The sequence below is a fragment of the Pseudomonas sp. TWI628 genome (genome assembly GCF_039673865.1).
In the GTDB taxonomy this organism is placed as follows: domain Bacteria; phylum Pseudomonadota; class Gammaproteobacteria; order Pseudomonadales; family Pseudomonadaceae; genus Aquipseudomonas.
This window is the reverse complement of sequence record NZ_JBDJMM010000013.1, coordinates 12,501-25,592: the sequence shown is the minus strand read 5'-3', so window position 1 is coordinate 25,592 and position 13,092 is coordinate 12,501. Positions and strand designations below refer to the sequence as shown.

Annotated in this window: 10 protein-coding genes; 2 read left to right on the top strand and 8 right to left on the bottom strand. The window is 66.6% G+C overall.

Features of this window, described 5'->3' with window-relative positions; genetic code table 11:
- Nucleotides 1-42 precede the first annotated feature (42 nt).
- From ABE528_RS11910 to ABE528_RS11875, 8 genes are all read right to left on the bottom strand, one after another.
- On the bottom strand, nt 43-1,233 hold the full coding sequence (locus ABE528_RS11910) for an MFS transporter (RefSeq protein ID WP_346653062.1): 1,191 nt from the start codon (nt 1,231-1,233) through the stop codon (nt 43-45).
- Entirely contained in the window at nt 1,223-3,691 is a 2,469-nt protein-coding gene (locus ABE528_RS11905) for an MMPL family transporter (protein ID WP_346653061.1), read from the bottom strand. Before ABE528_RS11905 ends, ABE528_RS11910 begins: the two co-directional genes overlap by 11 nt.
- A gap of 3 nt (nt 3,692-3,694) precedes the next feature.
- The gene (locus tag ABE528_RS11900) at nt 3,695-4,756 is read right to left on the bottom strand and encodes a YCF48-related protein (protein ID WP_346653060.1); all 1,062 of its coding nucleotides are present in this window, start codon (nt 4,754-4,756) and stop codon (nt 3,695-3,697) included.
- A gap of 54 nt (nt 4,757-4,810) precedes the next feature.
- On the bottom strand, nt 4,811-6,178 hold the full coding sequence (locus ABE528_RS11895; protein ID WP_346653059.1) for a DUF1329 domain-containing protein: 1,368 nt from the start codon (nt 6,176-6,178) through the stop codon (nt 4,811-4,813).
- Between the two features lie 14 nt (nt 6,179-6,192).
- Nucleotides 6,193-7,863 carry a DUF1302 domain-containing protein gene (locus ABE528_RS11890; protein WP_346653058.1) on the bottom strand — a complete coding sequence of 557 codons (1,671 nt, stop codon included), beginning with the start codon at nt 7,861-7,863 and terminating at the stop codon, nt 6,193-6,195.
- Nucleotides 7,864-7,950: 87 nt separating this feature from the next.
- Entirely contained in the window at nt 7,951-9,075 is a 1,125-nt protein-coding gene (locus ABE528_RS11885) for an FAD-dependent oxidoreductase (protein ID WP_346653057.1), read from the bottom strand.
- 138 nt (nt 9,076-9,213) lie between these two features.
- Nucleotides 9,214-9,561 (bottom strand): Rieske 2Fe-2S domain-containing protein, encoded by a 348-nt coding sequence (locus tag ABE528_RS11880; protein WP_346653056.1) that lies wholly within the window; start codon nt 9,559-9,561, stop codon nt 9,214-9,216.
- 3 nt (nt 9,562-9,564) lie between these two features.
- On the bottom strand, nt 9,565-10,506 hold the full coding sequence (locus ABE528_RS11875; RefSeq protein ID WP_346653055.1) for a VOC family protein: 942 nt from the start codon (nt 10,504-10,506) through the stop codon (nt 9,565-9,567).
- 275 nt (nt 10,507-10,781) lie between these two features.
- Here ABE528_RS11875 and ABE528_RS11870 point away from each other — a divergent pair, with 275 nt between their 5' ends.
- Nucleotides 10,782-11,720, top strand: a complete 939-nt coding sequence (locus ABE528_RS11870; RefSeq protein WP_152957780.1) for a LysR family transcriptional regulator — start codon at nt 10,782-10,784, stop codon at nt 11,718-11,720.
- A gap of 181 nt (nt 11,721-11,901) precedes the next feature.
- The gene (locus ABE528_RS11865; protein ID WP_346653054.1) at nt 11,902-13,059 is read left to right on the top strand and encodes a prolyl oligopeptidase family serine peptidase; all 1,158 of its coding nucleotides are present in this window, start codon (nt 11,902-11,904) and stop codon (nt 13,057-13,059) included.
- The last annotated feature ends 33 nt before the right edge of the window (nt 13,060-13,092 follow it).

Sequence of the window (13,092 nt, the reverse complement as noted above, 5' to 3'; positions counted from 1 at the left end):
CGTCGACCCTAAGATTCTGTCCGCTGATGAAGGCGCCGCCCCTCATCGGGCACCGGCCATTGCCGCCGCGCGCGCACGGCGCATCAACAGCAGGCACGCCGGCGCCAGCCCCAGCTGCCCCAAGGCAACCAGCAACAACGCATGGGGCAGTTGCGCAGCCACGCCAGCGGTCAGTGCCAACACCAGCAAAGGGCTGATGAACTCACCGGCGAAGATCGCCGCGGTGAACCCGCCCGTGGCGCGGCCACGCTGGTCGAAGCCGACCTGCTGCATCACCCGGGTGATCAACGTCGGCAGCAGCAGGCCAACGCCCAGGCCATTGACCAGCACTGCCAGCACCACCAGGGCATGGCTGCTCGCCAGGGCCATCAGGCCACCGCCCGTCCCGGCCGTGGCGAACGCCAGGGCCAGCAGCCAGCTCGCCGGCAGGCGCGCCAGCAGGCGAAAGGCCAGGGCGCCGGCCAACACACCGAGCTGGTTGGCGCCCATGGCCAGGCCCACTTGCCCAGGGGCATCGACATGCAACAACTGCAGCACGTAGCCGGCCTGTACCGGGACGATGAACAGGCTGATGCCGGCCAGTCCGGTCAGCAGGTACAACGGTGCCAGGGCAGCCCATGGAAAGCGCGAACGCACCGTCGCTTCGGGCGCAATAGCGCAGGCACGCGGCTCCCACAGCCACATGGCCATCAGCGGCAAGCACAGCAGGCCCACGGCGTAGAGTGCGAACGGTGTGCGCCAGTCGCTCTCGCCCAGCGCGCCGCCCACCCCCATGAACAACGCCGCCGACAACGAGGTGACCACCATCTGCAAGGCAAACAGCCGCTCACGGCGCTGGCCGTCGAAGTAGTCACCCATCAGCGTGGTGCAGCAGGTCATGATGCCGGCTTCCGCCAGGCCGATACCGGCGCGGCTGGCGACGATCAGGCCCAGCGAATCCAGCCACAGCGGCAACACCCCGCACAGGCTGTACAGCAGCATGCTCGCCAGCAGCAACGGGCGCCGCCCGACACGGTCAGCCAGGACACCTGCCAACGGCGCCAGCAAGGCGATCACCAGGGCCGGCAGTGTCAAGGCCACCGGCACCAGCACGGCAACGCCCGGTGTCTCGGCAAAGTGCGCCTGCATGCGTGGCAGCACCGGCGCAATCAGCACCGCACCCAGTACCGGCAAGCAGCTGCCAAACAGCAGCAACCCCGCCTGGGCGCTGCCGACAGTGCGTTCAGCGGCCATGGCTGATCTCCTTGAGCGCGCCAAAGCGGGCGTCCTGCTCGCGCTTTTGCAGAGTGGGTTCAAGCGTCGCAGCCTGCTGCGTACAGGTCTGGCGTTGCGGCAGGAGGAAGTAGGCCAGCGCCGGCAACAGGATCAGCGCACCGACCATGTTCCAGACGAACATGAACGCCAGCAGCACGCCCATGTCGGCCTGGAACTTGATCGGCGAGAAGATCCAGGTGCCGACGCCAATGGCCAGGGTGATACCGGTCAGCATCACCACCTTGCCGGTGAACAGCAGCGCGCGGTAATAGGCCTCGGACAGGCTCGCGCCCTGGCGCAGCTGGGCCAGCACGATACTCATCACGTACAGCGCGTAATCCACGCCGATACCGACACCCAGGGCGATCACCGGCAGGGTCGCCACCTTAACGCCAATGCCCAGCGCGACCATCAGCGCTTCGCAAAGCAGAGAGGTAAGCACCAATGGCAATACCGCGCAGAGCACCGCGCGCCAGGAACGGAAGGTCACCAGGCAGAGCAGGATCACCGCGCCATAAACCCACCAGAGCATGTCGCGGTTGGCCTGTTTCACCACCTGGTTGGTGGCCGCCTCGATGCCCGCACTGCCGGCAGCCATGAGGAAGCTGGCCTGCTCGCTGTCGTTGGCCTGGACGAACGCCTGGACGCTGTCCACCACGCGCGCCAGGGTGTCGGCCTTGTGGTCGGTGAGGTAGGCGTAGAGCGTCAGCAGGCTGCAATCGTCGTTGTACAAGCCGCGGGGGGCGTTGGCAGTGACCATGTTCAGGGTCGCCTGGTTGTCGACCAGTTCGTACCACTTCGGGCTGCCTTCGGAGAGGCCGACCAGCACCCGGCGGTTGAGTTGCGCCAGCGAATTGGTCGTGTCCACGCCTGGCAGGCCGCGCAGTTGCCAGTCCAGGTCATCCACGCGCTTCAGCGTCCCGTAGGCCGAACAGCCACCGGGCGCGGTGCGCACCATCACCGCGAACACATCGCTACTGGCACCGTAGTGCCGGGTGACGAAGGCGTTGTCGCGGTTGTAGCGCGAATCGGCGCGCAGCTCGGGAGCACCGGCGTCGAGATCACCGACCTTCAGGTGCAGGCTCACGGCATAGCCGCCAGCGGCCATCAGCGCCGCCACTGCAATGCACCCGGCCGCCCAGCGACGCTGGGTGAACAGGTCGAGGAAGCGCCACAGCGCATGCTTGCGCGCCCCGCTCGCCTGCGCCTGTTCGGCACGCAGGCTGCGCCGCGCCGCGCGGGCACTGACGCCAACGTAGGAGAGCAGTACCGGCAACAGGATCAGGTTGGTGAAGATCAGCACCGCCACGCCCAGGCTGGCGATGACGGCCAGGTCCTGGATCACCTGGATCTGGATGATCATCAGCACGGCAAACCCCACGGCATCACACAGCAGCGCGGTCAGCCCGGCCAGGAACAGCCGGCGGAAGGTGAAGCGCGCCGCCACCAGGCGATGCATGCCACGGCCGATGTCCTGCATGATGCCGTTCATCTTCTGCGCGCCGTGGCTCATGCCGATGGCGAACACCAGGAACGGTACCAGCACCGAATACGGGTCGAGCTCGTAGCCCAGCAGCGGCAACAGGCCGAGCTGCCAGATCACCGCCACCAGCGAGCACACCACCACCAGCACGGTGCTGCGCACGCAGCGGGTGTACCAGTAAAGCACCACGGCGGTGATGGCGATGGCGGCGGCGAAGAACAGCAGGATCTGCCGCAGGCCGTCGATCAGGTCGCCCACCACCTTGGCAAAGCCGGTGATGTGAATCTCCACGCCCTGCGCCTGGAATCGCTCGCGCAGGTTTTCCAGTTGCTGGGCGAAGGCGGTGTAGTCCAAGGCCTGGCCGTCTGGGGTGTGCGCCAGCAGTGGTACGTAGAGGATGCTCGAACGCTGGTCGAAGGCCACCAACTGACCGATCTCGTTGGAACGCTCGATGTTGCGCTTGAGCGCTGCCAGGCTCGCCACCCCACCGTCATAGCCGTCAGGGATCACCGGCCCGCCTTCCAGGCCCTCCTCGGTCACCCCGGTCCAGCGGGTGGAAGGTGTCCATAGCGACCTCATTGCCGCACGGTCTACCCCAGGCAACAGGTACACCGCATCGTTAAGCTGTTGCAGGCTGTGCAGGTAGCCCGGGTCATAGATGCTGCCGCGCGGATTGGCCACGGCGATACGCACCGCGTTACCCAGGCCGGCGAGCTCCTGGCGGTGCTCCAGGTAGTTGTGAATGTACGGATGATCGCGCGGGATCATCTTCTCGAAACTGGCGTTGAGGGTCAGGCGCGAGGCCTGCCAGCCGAGCAGCACGGTCGCGGCCAGGCACAGCAGCAGGACCAGCGCCCGATGGTTGAACAGCGCACGCTCCAGCAGCGAGCCGGACGTGCTGTCGAAGTCATCGAGACGGCCGCTGGACGGCGCAGGTGAATTCATGGCGTACATGGCTCAGTCCGTCGTGGTGGAAAGGGAAGAAGTGTCCAGGCGGCGGGCACCGGCCATGCCGACAGCGATGATGGCGCCATCGGCAGCCGTGGTGGCCGCTGTCAGCGGCAGGCCGTCGGTGACCGGCAATGGCTGCGCGGCAAAGGCGTCGAGGCCGCTGCGCAGCAGCATCCCCGCCTGGTTGGCGAGCAACAGCTGGCCCCCGGCGACGCGCATGCCGTTGAGCGATGCCGGAACCGGGTTGGCCAGCGCCTGGAAGCTGTCGCCGCCGTCATCGGAGGCGAACAGCGAACCACGCAAGCCACCCACCAGCAGCCGGCCACCGGGCAGCACGGTGGCGGCGAAATAGCTGCCGTCGTAGGGCCCTTGCAGCGCCTCGAAGTGGGCGCCGCCATCAGGCGAACGCAACAGCAGGCCCTGTTCACCGGCGACGTACAACCTGGCGCCCTGACGCGCCAGCGCATACAGATGCAGCCCGCGGTCATTCGCCAGCAGCCCCATGCTGGACGCCCAGGTGCGGCCGCCGTCCTGGGTACTCAGGGCCAGCCCATAGGCGCCGACGACCATGCCGTGCCGCGCATCGGCGAAGTTCAGTGCCAGCAGCGGCTTATCCGCGCCATCGGCCTGCAGCCGTTGCGCCGCAGACACCCGACGTGGGTCTGCCGAGGCCTCGGCCGCCTGCAGCTCCAGGGCGGCGGCGCGCTTGCCGTCGAGCTGCAAGGTCCAGTGTTCGCCGGCATCCTCGCTGTGCAGCACTACACCGGCATGGCCGACCGCCCAGCCTTGGCGCGCGTCGACGAACTGCACGGCAGTCAGGCTGACACTGACCGGTACGCCCGTGGCCTGGCGCCAGCGCTTACCGTTGTCGTCGGAGAGCAGCACCACGCCGCGCTCGCCCACCGCCACCAGGCGCGCACCGGCCAGCGTCACATCCTGCAGCACCGCATGCAGCGCCTGGGTGCCCTGCACCGCCGGCTGCGAGAGCACCTCCAGGCCATCCCCGGCAAAGGCCGGGGGCAGCCCGCAACAGGCTGCCAGCAGCCAGCCATAGAGCATCTTGTTCATCGCACGCTACCTTTTGTTCTTGTTGTCGGTAAAACCCGGGCGCAAGGCGCCCGCTCAGCGCACGCCTTCCCCGGCCATGGCGTCGGCGGTGAACACCGATTCCTTGTACGGCGGCACGATGCGGTACTGCTCGTTCTTGCCGGCGAACAGGTCACCAGCGAACCAGGCGCCGGAGAGCAGGTCGTAGAAACCGTTGGTGAGGGTCACCACGCCAGGCAGGTCGGGCAGCACCACCGGCGAGGTCCAGACCACCTTGGCCAGCTGGTCACGAGCGTCGTAGCGCTCGCCCAGCACAGCGGCCCAGGTGTCCTCGTCGAGGTAGTAGGTGCTGCGTGGCATCACATGACGCTGGCCGCTCTTCAGGGTCGCCTCGACCACCCATACGCGGTGCAATTCCCAGCGGATCGACGCGGGGTTGAGGTGGTGCGGGTCGAGCAGCGCTTCGGCGCTGGCGGCGGTGAACACCTTGTTGGCGTTGTAGGGGATATACATCTCCTTCTTGCCCAGCAACTTCCAGTCGAAGCGGTCAAGGCGCCCGTTGAACACGTACAGTTCATCGAAACTCATGACCCCGGCAGTGGCCGGCGTCGGCGTGTCGCAGCAAGCGTTGGGCAGGCGGCGCACGCGGCGCTGGCCCGGCAGGTAAGTCCACACGGCGGCTTTGTCGGCGTTGAGGTTCTCCAGCCCGGTGATGGCCTCGCCAGCACGCAGGGGCGGGCCGTCGTTGGTCATGCGAATGGACCAGAACACGCCCTTGTCGCCACCGCCGCCCGGCAGGTACCAGGGCATCTGCAGGTCGGCGCGCGAATCGTTGGTCAGCACATGCTTGCCGTCGGCGGTGGTCAGGTATTGGTTGAAGCTGGCGTGCCACGAGGCCCCCCGCCAGCGCAGCAGGTGGTTCCACATGGCTTCCACGCCATTGGCCGGGATCGGGAACGGAATGCCCCCGGCTGCGCCTTCGGGCATGGGGCCGGCAGGGCCGTCCACCAGCTTGCCGCTGGTGGCGTTGGCGAAGGTGGCGTCGTAGACCGATTGCGGCGCGGCCGCACTGCGGTGGGTCGGGTACACGTCCAGCCGGTAGCTGTCCGGGTACTTCCTGAGCATCGCCTGGACGCCCGGGGTCAGCTTGTCGGCGTATTGCCCCAGGTTCTGCGCAGTGATGGTCAGCAGCGGCTTGTCGCTGGCGAACGGGTCACCCCGCTTGCCGCCCTCCTTGTAGGCCGGGTCGGCCTTGGTGTAACCACCGTTCCAGGCCGGGATGCTGCCGTCGGCGTTGCCGGCGCGCTCGCCACCGAGCGGGGTCAGGGTGGTCTTGAGGGTGGCCGCCTGCTCGGCGGTCACCGCGGCACCGGCGCCGTGGGCGAACAGCAGCGAGGCACTCAGGGCAGTGAGCAGGGAAACGACTTTATTGTTGTGTTTCATCGGGTAGTCCTCGGTCAGAAGGTGCGGCTGACGGTGAAGGCGATGAAGTCGCGGTCTTTGAGCGACTGTTCGAAGGTGTAGTGGCTGTCGGCGTCGAGGAAGGTGTTCTCCGGGCCGTAGTAGTGCGTGTAGGTCAGGCCCAGGCTCCAGGTATTGAGGTAGTTGCCCTTCAGGCCGATGTTCAGGTCGCCGCCGTGATCGCTGCCAAAGCCGGTGCCCAACGCCATCGATGCGCCGTTGGTGTAGCTCGCGCCGAGCGGTACCGAGAGGTCGAGGCCGGGCAGGATCTGCCGGTACATCGGCTCGAACACCAGGCGCAGGCTGGTGGCGTCGCGGTCGGCATTGGGGTCGACGGCGTCGGCGTTCTTGCTCACGCTCATTACCCGGTTCCAGGCGATTTCGCCGAGGAAGCTCGACTCGGCAGCGATGAAGTTCGGTTCCAGGCTGGCCAGCCAGGAGAAGTTGGCGTGCAACGTGCGGCCGGTGGCATACAGCGGGTTGTCGGCGTTGTCGATCACTTCGCCCACGGCCAGCGCATGCTGGCTGGTGGAGGCCAGCGGCTGGTTCCAGCGCGTGGACAACTCGCCAGCGAGGTTGAAGTTGCCCAGGGTGGTGGAGAAACTGGCGCCGAGCGCCTCGATGCCTTCGGGGTACACCCAGTAGAACTCGCCGGCCTTGCCGCTGACCGGGTCGAGGTTGGCGAAGTCCGGGCGCACGTTGAGCTGCGGCGATTTGTCGTGGAAGCGAATGGCATACACGCCCCAGTCGACAGTCTCGGTGCGCCAGCGTACCTGCAGGCCGCCCTGCCCCGAGTCTTTGGCTTGCTTGTCATTGCCATGGAAGAACGCCAGCGGTTGGCCGCCGGGGAACACTGGCGAGCCGACGAACATGCGCTCGGCGCCGTCGCCGAAGAAGTCGTCCGTGGAGAAGTAGCTGCCCGCCGCTGGCAGGCGGTTGGCCTCCCATTCGAACTGGTAGTAGGCCCCCACCGAGACATCCGGGGTCAGCTGCAACTGCCCGGAGATCTGCTGCACCGGGCGGATCAGCTCCTTGAACTGGGTATTGGGCACCGACAGGCCCTTGACCACGTCCACCGGCGCCATGCCCCCGGCAATGCCGTTCATGCCGTAGAACAGGCTTTCGCCCCACTGCATGGCGTATTGGCCCAGGCGGCCGGACAGCGGCATGTTGCCGATCTCGGTCTTGCCGAAGATGAAGGCGTCGAGCAGCTCGCCCTTGCGTCCGTGCAGCGTGCGGGTGTCGTCGGTGAATTCGTCGTAGTCGACCGAATAGCTGTTGGCGCGGCTGGGGTCGTTGTTGTCGGTGCCCTGGTTGTAGACATCGTCGTACCAGGCTGCACCACTGACCCGCGCACCGATGTTTTGGTAGGTGATGTCCAGTTCCGACAGCAGGTCCAGGCGGTTGGAGATCAGGCCCTTGTCGAAGTTGCGGTCGCCGTCGTCCAGGTTCAGCGCGGCCTGGCCCTCGGTGAGCTTGCTGCTGGCATCCTGGGTGCGCCAGGCGGCGCTGTATTTCAGGGTGTTGTCCCAGCGCACCCGCAGGTCGGGGTCGCCGGTGGCGAATTCGAAGGCCTGGGCCTGGCTGGCGGCCAGCGCGAAAAGCGCCAGGCTGATGGGCTTGAGCGACGGCAATGGCCGTGCGGGTGCTCCTTTGCGAGTCAACATCGGGGTTTCCTCTTTCTTGTTATTGTGCGTCGGTGTTGGCGTATGAGCGGGCGCGCCAGCCAGGCAGGCAGCGCCGGTTCTGCGGCATCAGATCGGCCGCGCGGTGACCTCCAGCATCTGCTTGACCAGGCCGATGCGGTCGAACGACGGATCGCGCTGGACTTCCTTCTCGCCGGCCAGCAGGGACATCTCGCTGATGTACTTGCAACGCTCGAAACGCCGGGCCATGAAGCGCTGCAGTTGCGCCTCCAGGTGGCCGCCAGCGGTAAGCTCTTCGGCCAGCACCACCGCATCTTCGATGGCCATGCCGGCGCCCTGCCCCAGGTGCGGCGTGGTGGCATGCGCGGCATCGCCAATCAGCAGCACGCGGCCGCGGTACCAGGGCTCATCGACGAACACCGCTTCCAGCGGCTTGTAGACCACCTCGGCGCTGTCGACGATTTGCGCACGCAACTCGCCGATCAGCCCGCCAAAACTGGCCAGGCGCTGGCGCAGGCCATCGGCCAGGGTGGCGGGTTCCATCCACGGGTTGCCCGGCTCATGGGAGGTGGTGAACAGGTACATCAGGTCATCGGCCAGCGGCACCAGGCCGGCGTTGCCCGAAGGCCCTTGGTAGTTGGCCAGGTGGTCGATGCCGGCAGCCCGCGGGAAGTTGTAGCGCCACACCGACTGGCCGGTGAAGCGCGGCTGGTAGCGGTCGCCGAACAGCAAGCCGCGCACTTTCGAGAACAGCCCGTCGGCGCCGACCAGCAGCCCGTAGCGGCCGTGGCTACCGTCGCTGAACAGCACATCCACTGCGCTGTCGTCCTGCTCGAAGCGCTCCACCGAGGTGCCCAGGCGAACCTGGGTACCCAGTTCGATGGCGGTTTCGCTCAGCACCTTGTGCAGGGCACGGCGTGAGATGCCGACGTTGGCCGGGTAATCCGGGCCGGCCAGGCGCTGGCCGGGAATGCGCGCCAGCTGCTGGCCCTCGGTGGTATAGATGGCCACGTCCTCGAAGGCGTAGGCCGCGTCAAGATAGGCATCGAGCAGGCCCAGGCGGTGCATCTCGCGCACCACGTTGCTCTGCTGGATGATGCCGACGCCGTAGACGGTCCATTCGGTCTTCAGCTCGACCAGGTCGACGGCAATGCCCTTGCGGCGCAGGGCGATGGCGGCGCACAGCCCGCCAATCCCGCCACCCACGATCAGCACGTTGTTCACAGTATTCATGGCATGTCTCACGTCTTGTTCTTGTTGTCCGCCCCGGCATGCGCGGCGGCCGTTCCCTGTGCTGGGCACAGCTTCCCGGCTGCGCCGGGCTTTGACCAATCGAGTCGCGGGATGCGACCTATCGCGCAGCGCGATAGCTCAGCGCTCGAGCTGTGCCAGCGGCAATAGCAGCCAACCGTCCGCTTGCTGATGTTCCAGCGCCTGCAAGGCCTGGCCACGGCAGGGGCCGTGGACGCAGGTGCCGTCCTCGGGCCTGAAACGCGCGCCGTGGGCATAGCAGATGACCCACTGGCCATCGGCACTCAGAAAGCGGTCCTTGCGGTACTCCAGCGCTACCTGCAGGTGCGGGCAGCGGTTTCGGTAGGCACGTACCTGGCCGCCGTGGCGAAGCACGAACAGGCTGTCCGTGCCCTGGCCCTGCGGGTCGAAACCACGGGCCTGGCCTTCAACCACTTCGTCCAGCCGACACAGCGCCACGCAGCCCACGGATCAAGCCTGCTTGGGCGGCGGGCCACCCGGCGCCCACTTCTCCCGTGAGCTGAACAGGAACAGCTGCGAGTTGTCGGCCGACATCGGCGCCACGCGCGCGGCCCAGGCGTCATCGTGCTTGTCCATGTCGGCGTCGTACTCGATGTGGCAGCCCAGCGGGCTGTTGAAGTACCAGAACCAGTTGGAGCCCAGCAGGTGTCGGCCAGGGCCCCAGAAGCTGGTCCAGCCCCGCTGCTGGAAGCGCGTGCCGGCCAGCAGTACCTCGGTGCCGCTGCCCATGTGGAAGGTGAAGTGTTCGCAACCCTGCATGTGCGGCGGGGTCTGGATCATGAACAGGCAGTGGTGGTCGTCCATGCCGGCGCTGCGCATGAACGGGCCGACGCCGCTGAAGCTGTCGGTGGTGACAAAGCCCAGGCGATCACGGTAGAAGGCTTCGCCCTTGGCCGCGTCAGGCACGAAATACACCACGTGCGACAAGGTCCGCGGCTGGGCCGGCATGTCCAGGGTAATGCCCAGTTGGTTGAGCGGGCGTTGCGGCGCGCTGCCTGGAGCGTTGGTCAGGTCGGCTGGCGCCTCGAAGGCACGCCGGCAAGTGACCTGGAAGGCGATGGCAAACCCCAGGTCGTCGACGCTGTGCAGCGCGCCGTCGGCATCGCGGCGCACTTCGCGATCACGGCCCAGCTCATCGGCGATGGCCGCAAGATCGGCGGCCGAAGCGACGCCGTAGACGGTTTCGCGCAGCGATGGGGTTGGCCCCAGCGCCGGCGGCAGGCTGCTGTCGTCGCCGCGGCGGATGATGATCGCGGTACCGTCCAGCGCCTCGAAGCGGCCACCGTCGGCATCCAGCCGGGTGGCCGTAAGGCCGTAGTCACGCAGGCAATCGGCACAGGCCTGGATATCGTCGACGCCAAACACCAGCGCATCGAGACCAAGAATATTCATGGCTACCACTCCATTGAAATTGTTATTCGGCGAGGCAGGGTCACCGTTCTGGGTCGTGGCGGCGCAGCGGCCGTTCGACTGGCGTGCAGGTTGCTGGGTGCCGGGGTGGTGTGACCAATCGCGACTCAGGATGCGAGGCATCGGCAATTGCGATACCTGCGCGCCAGCCCATGGCGCCTGGCGTTGGCCCGCTAGCAGGGCGCGCAGGTATTGACGTATCGGCAATGCGGCGGGAAGGTATCGCGAAAATAACTACAAGAACCGAGAGCTATCACATGCGCTTTCACCACCTGGATCTGAACCTGCTGGTCGCCCTGGACATCCTGCTCGAAGAGCAGAACATCACCCGCGCCGCCGAACGCCTGCACATGACCCAATCGGCCACCAGCGGCGTGCTTGGCCGTTTGCGCACGTTTTTCGAGGATGAGCTGCTGGTGCAGGTTGGCCGCAAGATGCAGCCCACGCCCTACGCCCTGGAGCTGGCCGCGCCGGTGCGCGAAGTGCTGCTGACCATCCGTTCCTCGATCACTGCCAAGCCGGTGTTCGAGCCGGCCAGCAGCAAGCGGCACTTTCGCCTGGTGGCCTCCGACTACCTGATCAGCGTGCTGTTCGCCCAGGTCATCCAGAACATTCACCAGCAAGCGCCGCACATTACCTTCGAAATGATCAGCCCCGGCGACAGCAGCGCCGAGCTGCTGATGCGCGGCGAGGTCGACATGATGATCGTGCCCGAGCGTTACCTCATCGACGGCCACCCGGCACAACTGCTGTTCGAGGAAGACCATGTCTGCGTGGTCTGGCGCGACAACCCCGAGGTCGGCGAGCAACTGACCCTGGAGCAGTACATGCAGATGGGGCATATCTCGGTGGGCTTTGGCCGCAACCGGCATTTGAGCATCGAAGACTGGTTCATGAGCCAGTACGGCTTCAACCGGCGCCTGGAAGTGATCACCAACGACTTCAACACCCTGCCGCAGTTGCTGGTAGGCACCGCACGGATTGCCACCATGCACCGCCGCCTGGCCGAGCTGTACGCCGGTTACCTGCCCCTGCGCATCCTGCCGCCACCGGTGAAGATCCCGGTGATGCGCGAGTTCATGCTCTGGCACCGCAGCATGGAGGGCGACCCGATGCACCGCTGGCTGCGCGAGCGCATCAGCGACTTCATCCGGCGCGCCGAGCAGCAGCCGGCACCGCTTCGCGCCAGCGCCTGAGCCGCAGCCATCGCCCCGGCCGGCGCCCGCGCGCCGGGGCATCGCGTTTGGCGATACCTCGCATCCCCGATCACGATTGGCCCCGCCCTGCCCTGCCTGCGTACCTTGCCTTCGAACCGCGCCTTGCGTGCCTGCCGCAATCGTCGGCGCCGGACTCAACGACCGCAGAAGGACAACAACAATGTTCCGTTACTTCCCCACCAATTACGTCTGGAACCTCTCGGTGGACCTGGCCATCGAGATGGGCGCCCGCATGGGCGAGATCGAGCAAATGTGCGCCCCGTTGCAGGACGCCGCCAGGCAGCCAGACGCCGCAGGTAGCCAAGCCTTCCGGGAAACCTGGTCAACCATGGCCGACAAGCTCTGTGCGCTGGCCGAGGAAGACCAGGCCGCTGGCCGGCGCCTTTCTGCGGGCGAGAAATACAACCGCGCCGCCACCTACTACCTCACCTGCGAACGCCTGCAGGCCCATGGCGCACCGGGGCGCATGGCACTGTACCAGCGCTTTCTGGAGACCTTCGCCCGCGGTATCGACCTGGCCAGGGAAAACTGCGAGCGGGTCGAGATCCCTTATGAGGGCAAGCACCTCTCGGGCTTGCTGGTACGCGCAGAAGGCGTGAGTGGCCCGGCGCCACTGCTGGTGCAGGTCAACGGCCTGGATTCGACCAAGGAAATGAAATACCGCGTCGGCCTGCCCGCCTGGCTGGCCAAACGCGGGGTATCGTCGCTGATCATCGACCAGCCTGGCACTGGCGAAGCGCTGCGCCTGCAGGGCCTGACGGCGCGCTACGACAGCGAGCACTGGGCCAGCCGCGTGGTCGACTGGCTGGAGACCCGCGCCGAGGTCGACCCGCGGCGCATCGGTATGGAAGGCGTGTCCCTGGGTGGCTATTACTGCCCGCGCGCGGTGGCTTTCGAACCGCGCTTCGCCTGCGGCGTGGTGTGGGGTGCCAACCACGACTGGCGCGATGTGCAAAAACGTCGCCTGGAGAAGGAAGGCGACTTCCCGGTGCCCCACTACTGGGCGCACGTGCAGTGGGTCTGGGGGGCGAAGGACATCGACGCGTTCATGCGCATCGCCGAGAACGTGCACCTCGACGGCGTGCTCGATCGCATCCGCGTGCCGTTCCTGGTCACCCATGGCGAGAAGGACTCGCAGATCCCGCTCAAATGGGCGCACCGCACTTACGAGCAGCTCGTCAACAGCCCCAAGCGCGAGCTGAAGATCTTCACCGACCGCGAAGGCGGCGTGCAGCATTCCAGCTTCGACAACAGCATCAATGCCGGCCAGTACATCGCCGACTGGGTAGCCGAGACCCTTGGCGGTCATACCGACTGACCTACTGCCCTGCACAAAACGGCGCCTTCGGGC

Bases quoted from the DNA above. Each gene is read 5' to 3' on its own strand.
- ABE528_RS11910 (WP_346653062.1), bottom strand. From the start codon at position 1,233: ATGGCCGCTGAACGCACTGTCGGCAGCGCCCAGGCGGGGTTGCTGCTG.
- ABE528_RS11905 (WP_346653061.1), bottom strand. From the start codon at position 3,691: ATGTACGCCATGAATTCACCTGCGCCGTCCAGCGGCCGTCTCGATGAC.
- ABE528_RS11900 (WP_346653060.1), bottom strand. From the start codon at position 4,756: ATGAACAAGATGCTCTATGGCTGGCTGCTGGCAGCCTGTTGCGGGCTG.
- ABE528_RS11895 (WP_346653059.1), bottom strand. From the start codon at position 6,178: ATGAAACACAACAATAAAGTCGTTTCCCTGCTCACTGCCCTGAGTGCC.
- ABE528_RS11890 (WP_346653058.1), bottom strand. From the start codon at position 7,863: ATGTTGACTCGCAAAGGAGCACCCGCACGGCCATTGCCGTCGCTCAAG.
- ABE528_RS11885 (WP_346653057.1), bottom strand. From the start codon at position 9,075: ATGAATACTGTGAACAACGTGCTGATCGTGGGTGGCGGGATTGGCGGG.
- ABE528_RS11875 (WP_346653055.1), bottom strand. From the start codon at position 10,506: ATGAATATTCTTGGTCTCGATGCGCTGGTGTTTGGCGTCGACGATATC.
- ABE528_RS11870 (WP_152957780.1), top strand. From the start codon at position 10,782: ATGCGCTTTCACCACCTGGATCTGAACCTGCTGGTCGCCCTGGACATC.
- ABE528_RS11865 (WP_346653054.1), top strand. From the start codon at position 11,902: ATGTTCCGTTACTTCCCCACCAATTACGTCTGGAACCTCTCGGTGGAC.